The organism is Roseateles albus, assembly GCF_028595345.1.
GTDB classification, from domain to species: domain Bacteria; phylum Pseudomonadota; class Gammaproteobacteria; order Burkholderiales; family Burkholderiaceae_C; genus Paucibacter_A; species Paucibacter_A albus.
In genome coordinates, this window is record NZ_JAQQXT010000003.1 from 83,573 (window position 1) to 99,469 (window position 15,897).

A 15,897-nucleotide genomic window follows, 5' to 3' on the forward strand; every position below is an offset into this window, starting at 1 on the left:
GCGCCTAACTCTGTGATCAGGCGCAACGCATAGAAGTTTGCTCGCAAGCCAGAGCTTAACGGACGAATCGCTGCGCGGCACGGCGAGCATGCCGAAGCCCAATATTTTTCAGGCGTAGGTGTTCAGTCGGGTTCCGAGCGACCCGCTGGTGGCCAGCGCAGGCTGTGCTGGCGTAGGCGGTAAGCTGCCCAGCAAGTCCATCACCCCTTGGGCCTGCAGATTGATGGCTTTTTTGAGCACCATCATTTGCGCGGAGCCTTGCACCGAACCCGGCGAGGCCGATCCGGCGTTATTGACCAGGGCGGTGTTGGCGAGATCCATGACGCATGCTCCTTGAGGGGGATGCTTTCGTCATCGGCAAAAAGGCCGCTCAACTTGAGCGGCCCGCCAGCTTTAACCGGTATTGCGCAACCCCGCCGCAATCCCGTTGATCGACAAATGAATGCCGCGCTGCACGCGCTCGAGTGCCGGATCTTCTGTCCGCTTGTCCGCCGGAATGGCGCGGTAGCGCCGCATCAGCTCGACCTGCAAATGGTTCAGCGGGTCGATATAGGGGAAGCGGTGCTCGATCGAGCGCGCCAGCGCCGGGTTGCCGGACAGGCGGTTGGCTTCGCCGGTGATCAGGCTCAGCGCTTGTTGGGTGCGCTCGAACTCCGCCTTGACGGCAGCGAAGATCCTTTTGCCCAGGCGCTTGTCCTCGACCAGTTCGACATAGCGCTCGGCAATGCCCAGATCGGTCTTGGCCAAGACCATGTCCAAATTCGACAACAAGGTGCGGAAGAAGGGCCAGCCCTTGAGCATGCGCTTGAGCAGGGTCAGGTTTTGCGTGTGTTGAACCGAGCCTTCTTCACCCAAGAACTCCAGCACCGCAGAGCCGAAGCCACACCAGCCGGGGAGTGCTACGCGGCTCTGGCCCCAGCTGAAGCCCCAGGGGATGGCGCGCAGGTCTTCGATCGCGCGGGTCGCCTTGCGCGAAGCGGGGCGTGAGCCGATATTCAACTCGGCAATTTCGCGAATCGGCGTGGCGGCAAAGAAGTATTCGGCAAAACCGGGCGTGTCATAGACTAGGCCGCGATAGGCCTTGAAGCTGGCGTCGGACAGCGTTTGCGCCGCCTCCAGGAAGCTCTTTGGCGCGTTCTTGGTCGGGTGCAGCAGCGTGGCTTCCAGCGTGGCCGCCACCAGCGTCTCCAGATTGCGCCGGCCGATTTCGGGGTTAGCGTACTTGGAGGCAATCACCTCGCCCTGTTCGGTCAAGCGGATCTGGCCGTTGACGGTGCCCGGAGGCTGGGCCAGGATGGCCTGGTAGCTCGGGCCGCCGCCCCGGCCGACCGTGCCGCCGCGGCCGTGGAACAGGCGCAGCGTGATGCCATGCGCGGTGCGCAGCTTCTCGAACATCTCGACCAGCGCGATCTCGGCGCGGTAGAGCTCCCAGCTGCTGGTGAAGACGCCGCCGTCCTTGTTGGAGTCGGAGTAGCCCAGCATGATGTCTTGCTCGGCGCCACTGCGGATCAGCATGTCGGCGACACCCGGCAACTCGTAGAACTCGGCCATGATGGCCGGCGCCTCGCGCAGGTCACCGATGGTCTCGAACAGCGGCGAGACGATCAGGTCGTTGACGGCGGTGCCGGTGTCCAGCGTGCCGCGCAGCAGGCCGACTTCCTTCAGCAGCAGCAGCACTTCCAGCAGGTCGCTGACCGACTCGGTGTGCGAGATGATGTAGTGGCGCAGCGACTCGCGGCCGAAGCGCTGCAGCGATTCGCGCGCTGCCTCAAAAACCGCCAACTCGGTCAAGCTGCGTTCGCTGTATTCGGCACCGTGCACGCGCAAGGGACGAGCGTCGTTCAGCAGCTTGAGCAGCAACTCGCGCTTGTGCGCCTCGTTCAGGCTGGAGTAATCCGATTCGATGCGGGCGATCTGCAGCAGCTCGGCCAGCACGGCCTCATGCTGATCGGAGCTTTGGCGCAGATCCAGCGTGGCGAGGTGGAAGCCAAACACCCGCACCGCACGCATCAGCGGCTTCAGGCGCGGCGCGATCAGGGCCTCGGCGTGGTTGCTGCGCAGCGAAGCTTCGATCACGGCCAGATCGGCCAGCAGCTCGTCGGCGCTTGCATAGGGCTCTTGGGGTGCGACCGCATGGCGCATCGCCTCGGTGCCGGTCAGCTGGTGCAAGGTGGCGGCGGCGCGCGCATACATGCCCGTCAAAGCTCGGCGATAGGGCTCGTCCATGCGGTGCTCGTTGCGGTCCGGGCTGCGTTCGGCCAAGGCCTGCATCGCGGGCGAGACCTGTGCCAGCCTTGCCGAAATCGACAGCTCCGCGCCCAGTTCATGCAGCTCGGTCAGGTAATGGCGCAGCGCCACCTCGCTCTGGCGCGCCAGCGCATGGCGCATGGTGGTGGCGGTGACATTGGGGTTGCCGTCACGGTCGCCGCCGATCCAATGGCCCATGCGCAAGAAGCTGTTGAAGTCGTGCCCCGGCAGCGCTTCTTCCAGCTCGGCATAGAGCTTGGGGATCTGGCGCAAAAAGGTTGACTGGTAGTAGGACAGCGCGTTTTCGATCTCGTCGGCGACTGTGAGCTTGCTGTAGCGCAGCATGCGGGTCTGCCAGAGCTGGGTCACGCGGGCGCGGATGGCGGCCTCGTTGTCACGGTGCTCGCGCTCGGTGTGCAAGTCATCCCTCTGCTCGACCAACTGCGCGACGGCGCGCTCGGCGTCCAGAATGCTTTTGCGCTGCACCTCGGTCGGGTGGGCGGTCAAGACGGGCGAGATGAAGCCGTGGTGCAGCGTCTTGGCGATCTCGGCCGGGCGCACGCCGGCGTCATGTAGGCGCTCCAGCGCGAATGCCAGCGAGCCGGCTTGTTGGCTACCGGCGCGTTCATGGATCTCGCGCCGGCGCACATGGTGGCGGTCTTCGGCGATATTGGCCAGATGCGAGAAATAGCTGAAGGCGCGGATCACGCTGACCGCTTGCTCGCCGCTCAGGCTCTTGAGCAGCTTGTCAAAGCTTTTTCCCGCCTGTGCGTCGGCCTTGTGGCGATACGCGACCGAGAGCTTGCGGATGCGCTCGATCAGCTCATAGGTGTCGCGCCCCTCTTGCTCGCGAATCACCTCGCCCAGAATGCGGCCCAGCAGACGAATGTCATCCATCAAGGGCAGGTTTTTGTCGGCAGCAGTAGGTGCAGACTTTTTGGCGCGGGACACTGGGCTTACTGGCTTGGGCGGCATGGCGGGGCTCGTCAGAAGGGTGAAACATGCATGTAACCAAGTTACATGTTTCTGACTTTAACAGTTTCTTTGCGCCTTGCCAGCCCAGCCTGTGCAGATTAGGGCGAACTGTTGAATCCGTCCGACAGCGTGTGCAAGAAAGCGACCAGATCGCCCACATCTTGAGGGCTCAAGGCCGGCGGCTGATTGGCGCGCCGTCCGAACGGTGGACCCTGGTGAACATTGGCCCGGTAGGCAACGGGCAGGTCGTTGAAGCGCTGCACCTGGCCGGCCACGACCGGGTACCAGCGTGCTGGGTCGCTGTCGCGGGTGGCGTAAAAGGCCACGGCATCCTCCAAGGTCTTGACGGCGCCGTTGTGAAAATAGGGCGCGGTCAAGGCCACATTGCGAAGCGTCGGTACTTTGAACATGCCGCATAAATCGCTGCGGCCGCTCAAGTCGCTGCGCTGCGGGCCGCATAGACCGAGGTCGAAAAAGGCGGGGTCAGCCGTGGCCTGGCTGCTGTTGCGCGGCACGCCGAGGGCGAAGTAACGGAAGTTGGTGAAGGCGGCGGGCTGGCCGTTAGGCCTGGGCGAGCTGTCATGGCAGGCCGCGCAATTGCCGCGCTGCGGGTCATTGAAGGTGGCCAGCCCGCGTGCCTCTTGGGCCGTGAAGCTGGCGCGGCCGGCCTGCACCGCGTCGAACTTGCTGCTGTGCGCGTGGAAGTCAATATCGGTGGTTTGATAGGCCGCCAAGGCGCTGGTGACGGCCTGCAGCAATTGCTCGTCGCTGGCGCTGACGCTCAGATTGGCGCTGCGCACAAGGTCGGGGAAGTAGCTCAAGGCGCGCAGCTTGTTGCTGAAGGCCGGCCCTTCCGTATTGGCCATCTCTTTGGCGTTGAACAAGGGGCCACGGGCTTGCGCCTCACGGCTGTCGGCGCGGCCGTCCCAGAACAGACCGCCCTGTGGGTCGCCTTGGGCATTGAAGCGGAAGGCGCCCGCGCCTTCGAGGTAGTTCAGGCTGGGGCTGCTGCGCAGGCCTTGCGCCTGACCATCGATGCCGCCCAGCGGCAGGAAGCCACCGGCGGGGTCGGCATGGCCAGCCGCTTGCACATGGCAGCCCGCGCAGGACAGCTTGCCGCTGGCCGACAGGCTGACTTCATTGAACAGGCGATCGCCGACTTCGCTCAGGGTCAGTGGCGCAGGGTTTGGTGCCGGCGCAGGAGCAGGAGCCGGGGCCGGGGCCGGGGCCGGCTTGGCCATCGGGGCTACTGTTGTGTCGCTTGCGCCTCCGCCGCTGCCTCCGCCACAGGCACTCAAGATCAGTAATGCGCCAGCGCCAAAGTGGGCGAACAAGGGGCGGCGAATTTTGCTGGGGCCGTTCATAGGGTTCTCCGTCAAGCCAAGGGGTGAGCGCAAGCTTGGCCAGAGTCTGTGCACAGAGGATGGATGAAATGTGGAGATGGGCTCCATAGTTGCCGATCAATGTCTGCGTAAGATGGCGTTTCACTCCCTTGCGGTCCACTCCTTTGCGCATTCGCTTACGCTTGCTTCATCAACTTTCGCTGCTGTTGCTGGCCAGCACGGCCTTGGCGGTGTTGGCGATGGCGGGTGTAGTGGCGTGGAATTTGCGCGCTGGCTTCAGCGACTATTTGCGCGCCCAAGATGGCCAAATGCTGGATCGCCTGATGCTGCTGGCCGAGCAAGACTTGGCGCAGCGCAGGCAAGTGCCGGGCTTGTGGCCCGAGCGACCCGAACAGTGGCGGCCCGTGCTGAGGCAGTGGTTGGACGGCAGCCTTGACTTGAGTGATGGCCGTCGTGCGGGGGGTGGTTTTGATGAACCTGATGCCGGACGGCCGCCGCCGCGCCGGCCACCTCTTTTGGGAGGCTGGCGCGATCGGCCACCACCACCTCCTCCTCCACCGCGGCCCAATGGTGACCCCAATTTGTTCGGGCCCCGTCTCGTGCTCCTGGACGCAAGTGGTACGCGGGCGCTGGCCGGTCACCGAGAAGTGATCGATTTGCCCGGGCAGCTGCGTGCGCTCAAAGTTGAGGGCGACACCGTCTTGATGTTGCGTTTGGCCGAGCGGGCCGGCCCCGCGCAAGGCGTCGATGCGAGCTTTTTGCGCCGTCAATATTGGGGCTTGGGCGGCATGGCGGTCTTGTTGATTGCGCTGGCGCTGTTGGCGGCGCGCTTGCTTGCGGCGCGTTGGGTGCGGCCGCTTCAAGCGGCGCAGGCGGCGACCCGCAGAATCGCCCATGGCGAGTTGACGGTGCGTATAGCCAAACAGCGCGATGACGAGCTGGGCGAACTCAGCGAGGACATCAATGCCATGGCTGCGGCGCTGGCGCGGCTGGAATCGAGCCGGCGGCGCTGGATTGCCGAGCTTTCGCATGAGTTGCGCACGCCCTTGGCGGTGCTGCGTGCTGAGTTGGAGGCCTTGCAAGACGGCATCCGGCCGCTGGACGCTGCGGCGCTGCCGTCACTGCAAGATGAGGTGCAGCGCTTGAGTCGGCTGACCGATGACTTCCATACCCTGGCGATGTCCGAACTGCAGGAGTTGCCTTGCAGTTTCGCGCCGACCGATGTGCCTGCCCTGTTGAGCGAAGCCTTGGCGCGGATTCGCTCGCGCGCGGTGGCTGCCGGTTTGACCTTGCAGTCCGATTGGCCGCAGGCCTTGCCTCAAGCGCTGTGGGACGGAGAGCGCATCGCTCAGATGATGGCTAATCTGCTTGAAAACAGCTTGCGCTATACCGATGCGCCGGGCTTGGTGCGCCTGAGTGCCAGGCTCCTGGGCGAGCATATCGAGGTCAGCCTGGAGGACAGCAAGCCGGGCGTGCCGGCTGCCGCCTTGGCGCATTTATTCGAGCCGCTTTACCGGGTGGATGCCTCGCGCAGCCGGCAGGCCGGCGGCAGTGGCTTGGGGCTGGGTGTGGCGCAGGCCATCGCCCGCAGTCACGGCGGGCATCTGCAGGCTGAGCCTTCGAGCTTGGGCGGATTGACGCTGCGCCTGACCTTGCCCTTGCGGCCGCCGGCAGCAAAGGGGACGGCATGAAACATGAAGAGCGACGCATTCTGGTTGTTGAAGATGAGCCCAAGCTAGCCGCTGTGCTGTGCGATTACTTGCACGCCGCCGGCTATGTCTGCGAATGGCTGGCCGATGGGCGGGAAGCCTTGCAACGCGTGCAAGACAGCAGCCAGGCGAAGCCGGCGGCGATGTTGCTGGACTTGATGCTGCCGGGCCTGGACGGTCTGGAGGTGTGCCGGGGCGTGCGCCTGCTGTCCGATCTGCCCATCGTCATCATCAGCGCTCGGGTCGATGAGCTGGACCGACTCTTGGGCCTGGAGTTGGGTGCCGATGACTATGTCTGCAAACCATTCAGTCCGCGCGAGGTCGTGGCTCGGGTGCGGGCTTTGTTGCGGCGCGCCGATGGCCGCTTGACGCCGGCCGGGCAGCAAGGTCCTGCTCAGCCCTTGATCGGCGGCTTCACCGTGGACGAAGCAGGCCAGCGCCTGGCTTGGGAGGGTCAGGTCTTGCATCTGACGCCGGTGGAGTTCAAATTGCTGCGCTTGCTCTTGTCGCAGCCCGGCCGTGTGTTCGAGCGCAGCCAATTGCTGGACGCCATCCATGAAGATTTCCGCGACGTCAGCGACCGCGTGGTCGATAGCCATGTCAAGAACATCCGCCGCAAGTTGGCCGCGCTGCAGCCGCCGCAGGATTGCATCAGCGCGGTCTATGGCGTCGGCTATCGCTTTGATCCGGCTGCTATTGCTTGAAGCAGGGTGGGTGACTCGCCTGATAGCATTCGGTCATGACCGAAAACATCATCATCGCAACCCGTGAAAGTCGCCTTGCCCTGTGGCAGGCCGAGCATGTCAAAGCCTTGCTGGAGCAGCGCCTGCAATTGCGGGTCGACCTGCTGGGCATGACGACCCGCGGCGACCAGATTCTCGACCGCAGCTTGTCCAAGGTGGGCGGCAAGGGACTGTTCGTCAAGGAGCTGGAAACCGCCTTGGAGGAGGGCCGGGCCCACCTGGCCGTGCATTCCTTGAAGGATGTGCCGATGGAATTGCCGGCCGGCTTCGAGCTGGTGGCGATTCTTGAGCGCGAAGATCCGCGTGACGCCTTTGTTTCCAATCTCTATGCCAGCCTGGCCGAATTGCCGCAGGGGGCGGTGGTCGGCACTTCCAGTCTGCGCCGCGTGGTGCAGCTCAAGGCCTTGCGGCCCGACCTGCAGATTGAGCCCTTGCGCGGCAATCTGGACACCCGCTTGCGCAAGCTCGACGAGGGCGGTTATGCCGCGATTGTCTTGGCCTCGGCGGGGCTCAAGCGGCTTGGGCTGGCATCGCGCATTCGCTGCTGCTTCAGCGTTGAGGAAATGATTCCCTGCGCCGGCCAAGGTGCGCTCGGGATTGAGGTGCGTGCCGACGCGCTTGGCCTGAAAAGCAGTCTGAGCGGCTTGATCGATACCCCCACCTGGCTGGCAACACAGGCCGAGCGTGCTGTTTCACGCAGCCTGGGCGGCAGCTGTAGCATGCCGCTGGCAGCGCATGCCCATTGGGTTGGGGCCGAGCTGCACATGGCCGTCGCCCTGGGCGACGCGGAGCAGACCGAGCGCCCACTGCTGAAGGCTTCTATTCGGGCCGCCGTGCAGTCGGTCGAGCAGGCCTTGAGCTTCGGCGAGCAGGCCGCGCAGGCCTTGCGGGATTTGGGTGCGCAAAGCTATTTGCCGCACGCGTGAAAGTTCGCTGTGAGCGAGGCTGAACCGACGCTATTGCTGACCCGCCCCAAGCAGCAGGCGGGTGAATGGCTGGCACGTATGGCGGCATTGGGGGTGCAGGCGGTCAGCCTGCCCTTGATCGACATCGTGCCGACCGACGGGCAGGCGGCTCGCGCCGCCGGAACCTTGTTGCCAACAGCTGCTTTGGCGGTGTTTGTCAGCCCGAATGCGGTGACGAATTTTTTTGCCGCGCAAGCGCCGGGTTTCGCGTGGCCCGCGCACACCCTGGCGGCTTGTGTAGGCCCGGGCAGTGCGCAGGCCTTGCGCGCAGCCGGCGTTCCGGCGGCCTTGATCGTGCAGCCGCCGGCCGATTCGCCGAGCCTGGACTCCGAACATCTGTGGCCCCAGCTGCGCGAGCGCGCTTGGGGCGGCCGGCGTGTGCTGATGATCAGAGGCGACGGTGGGCGTGAATGGCTGGCCGATCGCTTGCGCGAGTTGGGCGCCATGCCCGAGTTTTTCAGCGTCTACCAGCGGCGCTGCCCAGAGCTGACGCCGCCCGAGCAGGCCTTGCTGCAAGCGGCACTGAACGCGCCCGGGCGCTATGTTTGGCTGTTCAGCAGTGCCGAGGCGATTGGCCACTTGCAGACGCTGAGCGGGCCTGCTGTTGATTGGCGACATGCACGCTGCATTGCGACTCATGCGCGAATTGCGGCGCGCGCCGAGGAACTTGGCGTGGGGCATGTGGTTTTGGCGCGACCCGATGCACGCGCAGTGGCCGAAGCCTTGGGTGTGATGCGAGGCCGGCCCCTACAATCATTTTCACTGTGAGTGAAACCCAACAAACCCCTCAAGAGACCGGCCCCGCGCCCGCCGTCTCGTCCGCCGCACCTTACCCTGTGGCCGCCCCAAGCGCCGCTTTGCCCGGCTGGTTGCCGGTGACGGCGGTGATCTTGGCCCTGACATCATTTGGCGGCCTTGGCTTGGCCTGGCAAGGCCTCAGCCGGCAACAAGCGCTGGAGCAGGAATTGGTGCGCCGCCAAGCTTTGGTGCAGGCCGATGCCAGCGAAGCCAAGGCAGCATCCAAGCAGTCGCAAGACTTGACGCGTGATACCGCGGCCAAAGTGGCTTTGCTCGACGCACGCTTGGCCGAAGTGGCCTTGCAGCGGGGCCAGTTGGAGGAGTTGATTCAATCGATGTCGCGCTCGCGGGATGAGAATGTGATTGGCGATATCGAGGCTTCCATCCGTGTCGCCTTGCAGCAGTCCAGCATCACCGGTAGCGCCGAGCCCTTGATCGCGACGCTGAAGCAGGCCGAGGAGCGCCTATTGCGCTACAAGCAGCCGCGCATGGAAGGCGTGCGCCGGGCCGTGGCGCGCGACCTGGACCGGGTCAAGGCGATCAGCGTGGTCGATATGTCGACGCTGACGATCAAGCTCGACGAGGTGGTGCGTCTTCTGGATGAATTGCCCTTGATGGCGAGTGCCGAGCGTTCCGACGGCAAGGGCCGCGAGGACAAGGCGGCGGCGGCCAACACGCCGAAAAATACCCGTAGCCAAGGTACAGGCGCCAAGCCTGCCGCGCCAGCCGATGGTACGTTGGCGACTTGGTGGTGGCAGGCCAAAACCGGCTTGAGCGAAGCCGCCGGCTTGGTGTGGGGTGAGGCCAGAACCTTGTTGCGCGTGACCCGGATCGATCATCCCGAGGCTGCCTTGCTGGCCCCGGATCAAGCCTTTTTCTTGCGCGAAAATCTGAAGCTCCGTCTGCTCAATGCGCGGCTGGCCTTGTTGAGTCGACAGTTTGATACCGCACAAGCCGACCTGCGCGATGCCCAAGAGGCCTTGGCGCGCTACTTTGACCCGCAATCGCGCAAGGTGGTGGCGGCTAATGACTTGATCCGTCAAGTGGCGGGCCAAGCGCGTCAAGTCAACGTGCCCCGACCCGACGACACGCTGGCGGCCTTGGCCGCCGCAGCGGCCGGACGCTGAACGGGGGCAAGGGCGATGCGCACCGTTATTTGGTTGATTTTGCTGTTTGCCGTGGCTGTGGTTGCGGCGCTGGTGCTGGGACGCAACGACGGCCTGGCCAGTTTCTATTGGAATGGCTGGCGGCTTGATGTCTCGCTGAATCTGTTCTTGTTGGTTTTGGTGGGTTCCTGTTTTGCGCTGGTGACCGCGATTCAGACGCTGCACGCCTTGACGACCTTGCCCGAACGTGCGCGAGCCTGGCGCCTTGCGCAGCGCGAACGTTCGGCACAGCTGGCGCTGCGTGAAGCCTTGGCCGAGTTTTTCGGTGCGCGCTATGGCCGCGCTCAAAAGGCCGCTCAGCGGGCCTTGAGCATTCACCAGCAGACGCCGGAACTGGTGCAAGACCCAGGCTTCACCGCGCTGGGTCATTTACTCTGCGCCAGCAGCGCACATCGCCTGCAGGACAGGCGGCGCAGGGATGAGCAGTTGCAGTTGGCTTTGGAGTTGTCCAAGCGCAGCTCAACCACCCGAGCCCAAGAAGAGGGCGCCTTGTTGCTGGCGGCCGAATGGGCCTTGGATGACCGCGATGCCGGCCGTGCGCTGGACTTGCTGGCTGACTTGAATCCGGGCGTGGCGCGTCGCACACAAGCACTGCGTTTGAAGCTGCAGGCCACTCGCTTGGCCAAACAGCCCTTGGAGGCCTTGCGCACAGCTCGTTTATTGGCCAAGCATCAGGGCTTTTCCAAGGCTGCAGCGCAGGGCTTGCTGAGGTCGCTGGCCTTTGAGGCGCTGGACGGCGCGCGTGATGCGGATCAGCTCCGCGCTGTTTGGCAGCAACTCGACAATGTCGACAGGCGTGATGTGGTGGTCGCCGCCCGCGCCACTCAGCGCGCCGCTGCGCTGGGCGCACCGGAAGATGGCCGCGGCTGGCTGCGTCCGTTCTGGGACGATATTGCCGACCTGACGCCAGATGACAGGGCGGTGCTGGCCGAGGCCTTGGTGCCGGTCTTACCGGGGCTAGGCCCGGAATGGCTGCAGCGTCTGGAGTCTGCGGTGCAGCGCTTCCCGCGCGACAAATATCTGGCCTATGCCCTGGGTCATGCGCTGGCCGAGCGTCAGCTCTGGGGCAAAGCCCGCATGATGTTGGAGCAGGTGGGTGAAGACCATGCCATGCCTGCTGCGGCGCGGCGGCGGAGTTGGTTGATGTTGGCGCAGATGGCCGATGGCGACGGCAATCAAGAACGACGTGCGCGCTGCCATGAGGCTGCAGCCTTGATTCAGTAAAACTGTTTGGGCCGAAAGGCTTGCAAGCCAAGTAAAAATCGTGCTACACTGCGAGGCTTGGCGGCTGTAGCTCAGTTGGATAGAGTACTTGGCTACGAACCAAGGGGTCGTGGGTTCGAATCCTGCCAGCCGCACCAAAAATAAGAAGTACCGAAAAGTACGCTAATAAGAAACTGAAAAGCACTCATGAGAAATCATGGGTGCTTTTTCAATTCCTGCCGAGGATTTTGAGTGGCAGTTTTGTGAAGAATATTTGATTCTTTTGCTTTGGTCGATAATTCGATGCTATAGTAGAGGGCTTGGAGCGGCTGTAGCTCAGTTGGATAGAGTACTTGGCTACGAACCAAGGGGTCGTGGGTTCGAATCCTGCCAGCCGCACCAAAACCATAAAAACGGGAAGGGCCAGTGAGAAATCACTGGCCCTTTTCTATTTGTACTTTGGTTTATCCAATTGCAAATTGGCCACCAGTTCTGGGGCGCCAATTCAGGCAGGCGCCATTTGTTTGATTTGTTCCAAATTGAAGCCCAGTTCGAGCAGCAACTCCCTGCTGTGTTGCCCCGGCAGCGGCCCCGCTTGTGGCGGCCGAGCTTGACTGCGTGAAAAACGCGGCGCGGCGGCCGCTTGAAGTTCGCCCATTACCTCCACAAAGTTGCCGCGCCAGCGGTTGTGCGGATGTTCGGCGGCTTCGTCCAAGGTCAATACCGGCGCAAAGCAGGCATCCGAGCCTTCCAGCAGCTCGCACCATTGCGTGCGCGTTTTGCTTTTGATCCGATCAGCCACGCGCGCTCGTAGGCTTGGCCATTGGGCGGCGTCATATTGCCGGGCCGGGTCAACGTCGCTGAGTTCGAGCAAACGCAACATCTCGCGGTAGAACTTTGGCTCCAGCGCGCCCAGGGTGATGTAGCGGCCGTCCGCGCATTCAAAGCTGTCGTAAAAGGGCGAGTTGTGCAGGAACAGGTTTTGCTCCGGCGTGGCGGGCCACATGCCACTGCCCCGCATCGAATGGATCAAACCGCTGAGCGCACTGACGCCGTCGATCATCGCAGCGTCCACGACCTGACCCCGGCCGCTGCGCTGGGCCTCCAGAATGGCGCAGAGCAGACCAAAGGCGAGAAACATTGCGCCGCCCGCCATATCGCCGATCAAGGTGGCGGGCAAGCTGGGCGCCGCACCTGCCCGTGAGGCAATAGTGCTGACGCCGCTCAGGGCGACAAAATTGATGTCGTGGCCCGGCGCTTGGGCGAGCGGCCCGGTCTGGCCCCAGCCGGTGACGCGGCCAAACACCAGCTGCGGGTTGCTGACCTCGAAAATTGCCGGTGCCAGGCAGAGATGCTCCATCACGCCGGGTCTATAGCCTTCAATCAAGGCGCTGGCGCCGTTGATCAAGGTCTTGGCAGCCTGCAGGCCCAGCGCTGACTTCAGGTCCAGGCAGATCGAGCGTTTGCCGCGGTTGATTGCGTTGCCGGTGTTCAAACCCCTCAAGGCCGCAGGTCGCTCGATCACGATCACGTCGGCGCCCATGTCGGCCAGCAATCTGCCGCAAAAGGGCGCTGGGCCGAGGCCGGCCATCTCGATCACGCGCAGACCTTGCAGTGGACCCTTGGCAGCTTGATTGCTCATCGTTCGGATAACCTGGTTGAAGTGCGTGGGCGATTGGCTTGGCGCCACAATACACGCATGAACAAGGCATTCACCAAAGAAAGCGACCATCAAGACGATGAAGAGGAGGGCGCTTCAGGCGCGCTACCTGCCTTACCGCAAGGCACTCGCAACTACATGACGCCCGAGGGCTATGCCCGCATGCGGGCGGAGTTTATGACGCTGCTGGATGAGGAGCGTCCCAAGATCGTCGAAATTGTTTCCTGGGCCGCCAAGAATGGTGACCGCTCCGAGAATGGCGATTATTTGTACGGCAAGAAGCGCTTGCGCGAAATTGACCGCCGCTTGCGCTTTTTGACCAAGCGGCTGGATATCGCTGAGGTCGCCGACCCCAGCATCCACTACGGCAAGGATCAGGTCTTTTTCGGCGCGACCGTGACCTACTCAAACGCCAAAGGCGAAGAGCGCACCATCACCATCAAGGGCATTGACGAGTCTGACAGCTTGGCCGGCGAGGTCAGCTGGATTGCGCCGATAGCGCGTGTGCTGCTGAAGTCACGCGAGGGGGATGAGTTGCAGCTGATGACGCCGGGCGGGCTGGAGCAGATCGAGGTCCTGGAAGTGCGCTATCCGGCACCTGGTTCTTCGGGCGCATAGGCCGAATTGAGTCGAAGAAGGCCGGACGCCGGGCCGCCCCAAGGCAGGCCCTGTGCCGATGTGATCGTGGGGTAACCCCCGCGATCATCGGCGTCCCCTCGGGGGACCGCCTGCGTACTCGCAAATCAACGGGAATTGGGGCCTACGGCTTGACGCGCCAAACCCGCAATACGGCCGGAGAGCGTTTCAAGGTGCGCAGCACATCGGCCAAGTGCAGACGGTCGCGCACCGACAGCAGCAGATTCATCTCGGCGGTTTCGCGCTGTTGCGACTCGTCGCTCATCAAGATATGTGTGATGTCGGCTTCGGCCGCGCTGACGGCGGCAGCGACTTGCGCCAGCACACCCTTGCCGTTGTTGAGCAGCAGCGAGACGGCGGCTTCAAAGGGGCGGGTCAACTCATCGGCCCAGTGGACGGCAATCCAATGCTCGCTGTCACGCGCAAACAGCTTGCGGCCCACCTGGCATTCGGCGGTGTGAACCAGCAGGCCTTCGCCGCGGCCCAAATAGCCCTTTACCTCATCGCCGGGGATCGGCCGGCAACAAGTAGCTAAGCGCACCGAGGCGCCTTCGCTGCCGTCCAGCGTGACCTGCCCCTGGGCCGGCTCGGCGTCAGCGGCGAAGCGCCCCATGCTGAGCATCACGGCGTCGGGCCGCTGGCCCTGCGCGGACAACATGCGGGCCAGCTTCTTGGCCACGATGGTGGCGATCTTGCGGCCCAGGCCAATCTCCACCAGCAACTCGTCCACATGGCGGTTGCCGGCCCAACGCGCCAGTTGCTGCCAGAGCTGGGCGGCACTGTCGGTGCCGGCGGCTTCTTCGGCGTCCTCATGCAGGCTGGGCAAAGCCAAGCCTTCGGCACGCAAGGCTTGCGAGAGCATTTTTTCGCCCAAATCGCGCGATTCGTCTTGCTCCAGATTCTTCAAGAAATGCCGGATCTTGGAGCGTGCGCGGCCGGTGCGTACAAAGCTCAGCCAGGCCGGATTCGGGCGAGCCCCGGCCGCAGTAACGATCTCGATTACATCGCCGCTGCGCAATTCAGTCCGCAAAGGCACGGCCTCGCCATTGATTTGCGCCGCCACGCAATGGTCACCCACATCGGAGTGGATCGCGTAGGCAAAGTCCACCGGCGTGGCGCCCTTGGGCAGGGCCATGATCTTGGACTTGGGCGTGAAGACGTAGACGGCGTCGGGGAATAGGTCGATCTTGACATGCTCAAGAAACTCGTTGGCGTCACGGGTTTCGTCTTGAATCTCGATCAGTGACTGCAACCAGCGCGCACCCATTTGCTGTGCGCTGTGCGCGCCGCCACTGTCCTTGTAGAGCCAATGTGCGGCGACACCTTTTTCGGCCACCATATGCATGGCTTCGGTGCGAATCTGGAACTCCACCGGCGTGCCCAGCGGGCTCACCAGGGTGGTGTGCAGGGACTGATAGCCATTCGGCTTGGGGATGGCGATGTAATCCTTGAAGCGGCCAGGCTGTGGCTTGTAGAGTTGGTGCAGCACGCCCAGGCTGAGGTAGCAGTGGGGCAGGTCGGCCACGACGACCCGAAAGCCAAAAATGTCGCTGACCTGAGCAAAACTCAGGTGCTTGTCCTTCATCTTTTTATAGATGGAATAGATGGTCTTCTCGCGGCCGTCGATCTCTGCTTTGTATTGCGCGCCCTCAAAGGCCTTCAGCACATCTTTTTCAATCCGCGACACCAGATCGCGCCGATTGCCGCGCGCCTTGGAGATGGCCTTGCTCAAGGCGGCATGGCGCCATGGGTTGATATGCTGGAAGGACAGGTCTTGCAGTTCGCGGTAAATCTGGTTCAGACCCAGGCGATGCGCAATCGGGGCGTAGATGTCCAGCGTTTCGCGCGCGATGCGGCGGCGTTTGATGGCGGCCATCGCCTCCATGGTGCGCATATTGTGCAAACGGTCGGCCAGCTTGATCAGGATTACGCGCACATCGCGTGCCATCGCCAGCAGCATCTTGCGAAAGCTCTCGGCCTGCGATTCTTCCTTGGTCGAGAACTGCAGCTTGTCCAGCTTGGTCAGGCCGTCGACCAATTCCGCTGTGGGTGCCTCGAAGCGCTCGATCAACTCGGTCTTGGTGACGCCGCAATCCTCCATCGCGTCATGCATCAGCGCAGCCATGATGGCTTGTGCGTCGAGACGCCATTCGGCGCAGATGCCGGCCACCGCGATCGGATGGGTGATGTAGGGTTCACCGCTGGCGCGGAACTGGCCCAGATGGGCCTCGTCGGCGAATTTATAGGCCTCGCGCACGCGCTTGATATCGGCCTTGGGCAGATAGCTCAGCAGATGCAGCAAGGCGTCGAAAGACGCCGCTTCGGCAGCGGTCGGCTCGATGGGCGAACGCAGGCCTGGTAGGCCGGTGAGGGCCGCAGGCAAACGGGAGGCAGCAAATGATCGAAAACCCATAGCGCCTAATTTAACGCATCAGCGGGGCAAGCTAGCGCA

Annotated in this window: 12 protein-coding genes and 2 tRNA genes; 9 read left to right on the forward strand and 5 right to left on the reverse strand. The window is 63.3% G+C overall.

From position 1 onward, the window contains the following. Positions 1 to 108: 108 nt before the first annotated feature. The 3 genes from PRZ03_RS05670 to PRZ03_RS05680 all read right to left on the reverse strand — a co-directional run bounded on the left by PRZ03_RS05670 (position 109) and on the right by PRZ03_RS05680 (position 4,586). Complete coding sequence (locus PRZ03_RS05670) at positions 109 to 321, reverse strand: putative motility protein (RefSeq protein WP_273599410.1); 213 nt, start codon at positions 319 to 321, stop codon at positions 109 to 111. A 72-nt stretch (positions 322 to 393) separates the two neighbouring features. Then, the gene (gene ppc / locus PRZ03_RS05675; protein ID WP_273599411.1) at positions 394 to 3,222 is read right to left on the reverse strand and encodes a phosphoenolpyruvate carboxylase; all 2,829 of its coding nucleotides are present in this window, start codon (positions 3,220 to 3,222) and stop codon (positions 394 to 396) included. Positions 3,223 to 3,320: 98 nt separating this feature from the next. Continuing rightward, positions 3,321 to 4,586: a cytochrome-c peroxidase gene (locus PRZ03_RS05680; RefSeq protein ID WP_273599412.1), complete on the reverse strand. Its 1,266-nt coding sequence runs from the start codon at positions 4,584 to 4,586 to the stop codon at positions 3,321 to 3,323. 161 nt (positions 4,587 to 4,747) lie between these two features. Here PRZ03_RS05680 and PRZ03_RS05685 point away from each other — a divergent pair, with 161 nt between their 5' ends. The 8 genes from PRZ03_RS05685 to PRZ03_RS05720 all read left to right on the forward strand — a co-directional run bounded on the left by PRZ03_RS05685 (position 4,748) and on the right by PRZ03_RS05720 (position 11,551). Beyond that, entirely contained in the window at positions 4,748 to 6,256 is a 1,509-nt protein-coding gene (locus PRZ03_RS05685; RefSeq protein WP_273599413.1) for an ATP-binding protein, read from the forward strand. After that, positions 6,253 to 6,978 carry a response regulator gene (locus tag PRZ03_RS05690; protein WP_273599414.1) on the forward strand — a complete coding sequence of 242 codons (726 nt, stop codon included), beginning with the start codon at positions 6,253 to 6,255 and terminating at the stop codon, positions 6,976 to 6,978. The genes PRZ03_RS05685 and PRZ03_RS05690 overlap by 4 nt, the downstream gene beginning before the upstream one ends. Positions 6,979 to 7,013: 35 nt before the next feature. Continuing rightward, positions 7,014 to 7,943 (forward strand): hydroxymethylbilane synthase, encoded by a 930-nt coding sequence (gene hemC, locus PRZ03_RS05695; RefSeq protein ID WP_273599415.1) that lies wholly within the window; start codon positions 7,014 to 7,016, stop codon positions 7,941 to 7,943. Between the two features lie 9 nt (positions 7,944 to 7,952). After that, complete coding sequence (locus tag PRZ03_RS05700) at positions 7,953 to 8,750, forward strand: uroporphyrinogen-III synthase (protein WP_273599416.1); 798 nt, start codon at positions 7,953 to 7,955, stop codon at positions 8,748 to 8,750. Then, the gene (locus PRZ03_RS05705) at positions 8,747 to 9,907 is read left to right on the forward strand and encodes a uroporphyrinogen-III C-methyltransferase (RefSeq protein ID WP_263533314.1); all 1,161 of its coding nucleotides are present in this window, start codon (positions 8,747 to 8,749) and stop codon (positions 9,905 to 9,907) included. Before PRZ03_RS05700 ends, PRZ03_RS05705 begins: the two co-directional genes overlap by 4 nt. Before the next feature lie 15 nt (positions 9,908 to 9,922). Further along, complete coding sequence (locus PRZ03_RS05710; protein WP_273599417.1) at positions 9,923 to 11,170, forward strand: heme biosynthesis HemY N-terminal domain-containing protein; 1,248 nt, start codon at positions 9,923 to 9,925, stop codon at positions 11,168 to 11,170. Positions 11,171 to 11,230: 60 nt separating this feature from the next. Next, a tRNA-Arg gene (locus PRZ03_RS05715) sits at positions 11,231 to 11,307 on the forward strand. Between the two features lie 167 nt (positions 11,308 to 11,474). After that, positions 11,475 to 11,551, forward strand: a tRNA-Arg gene (locus tag PRZ03_RS05720). Positions 11,552 to 11,654: 103 nt separating this feature from the next. On the opposite strand, the gene PRZ03_RS05725 is transcribed toward PRZ03_RS05720, so the two are convergent. After that, positions 11,655 to 12,791, reverse strand: a complete 1,137-nt coding sequence (locus tag PRZ03_RS05725; protein WP_273599418.1) for a CaiB/BaiF CoA transferase family protein — start codon at positions 12,789 to 12,791, stop codon at positions 11,655 to 11,657. 57 nt (positions 12,792 to 12,848) lie between these two features. Here PRZ03_RS05725 and greB point away from each other — a divergent pair, with 57 nt between their 5' ends. Then, entirely contained in the window at positions 12,849 to 13,427 is a 579-nt protein-coding gene (gene greB, locus PRZ03_RS05730) for a transcription elongation factor GreB (RefSeq protein ID WP_273599419.1), read from the forward strand. Between the two features lie 142 nt (positions 13,428 to 13,569). Here the strand turns inward: greB and PRZ03_RS05735 are convergent, their stop codons facing one another. After that, the gene (locus PRZ03_RS05735) at positions 13,570 to 15,858 is read right to left on the reverse strand and encodes a RelA/SpoT family protein (protein WP_273599420.1); all 2,289 of its coding nucleotides are present in this window, start codon (positions 15,856 to 15,858) and stop codon (positions 13,570 to 13,572) included. Positions 15,859 to 15,897: the final 39 nt, after the last annotated feature.

What these genes read in the sequence shown, in the direction of transcription:
- PRZ03_RS05670 (WP_273599410.1), bottom strand. Translation starts at nt 321, where the DNA reads ATGGATCTCGCCAACACCGCCCTGGTCAATAACGCCGGATCGGCCTCG.
- ppc (WP_273599411.1), bottom strand. Translation starts at nt 3,222, where the DNA reads ATGCCGCCCAAGCCAGTAAGCCCAGTGTCCCGCGCCAAAAAGTCTGCA.
- PRZ03_RS05680 (WP_273599412.1), bottom strand. Translation starts at nt 4,586, where the DNA reads ATGAACGGCCCCAGCAAAATTCGCCGCCCCTTGTTCGCCCACTTTGGC.
- PRZ03_RS05690 (WP_273599414.1), top strand. Translation starts at nt 6,253, where the DNA reads ATGAAACATGAAGAGCGACGCATTCTGGTTGTTGAAGATGAGCCCAAG.
- hemC (WP_273599415.1), top strand. Translation starts at nt 7,014, where the DNA reads ATGACCGAAAACATCATCATCGCAACCCGTGAAAGTCGCCTTGCCCTG.
- PRZ03_RS05710 (WP_273599417.1), top strand. Translation starts at nt 9,923, where the DNA reads ATGCGCACCGTTATTTGGTTGATTTTGCTGTTTGCCGTGGCTGTGGTT.
- PRZ03_RS05725 (WP_273599418.1), bottom strand. Translation starts at nt 12,791, where the DNA reads ATGAGCAATCAAGCTGCCAAGGGTCCACTGCAAGGTCTGCGCGTGATC.
- greB (WP_273599419.1), top strand. Translation starts at nt 12,849, where the DNA reads ATGAACAAGGCATTCACCAAAGAAAGCGACCATCAAGACGATGAAGAG.
- PRZ03_RS05735 (WP_273599420.1), bottom strand. Translation starts at nt 15,858, where the DNA reads ATGGGTTTTCGATCATTTGCTGCCTCCCGTTTGCCTGCGGCCCTCACC.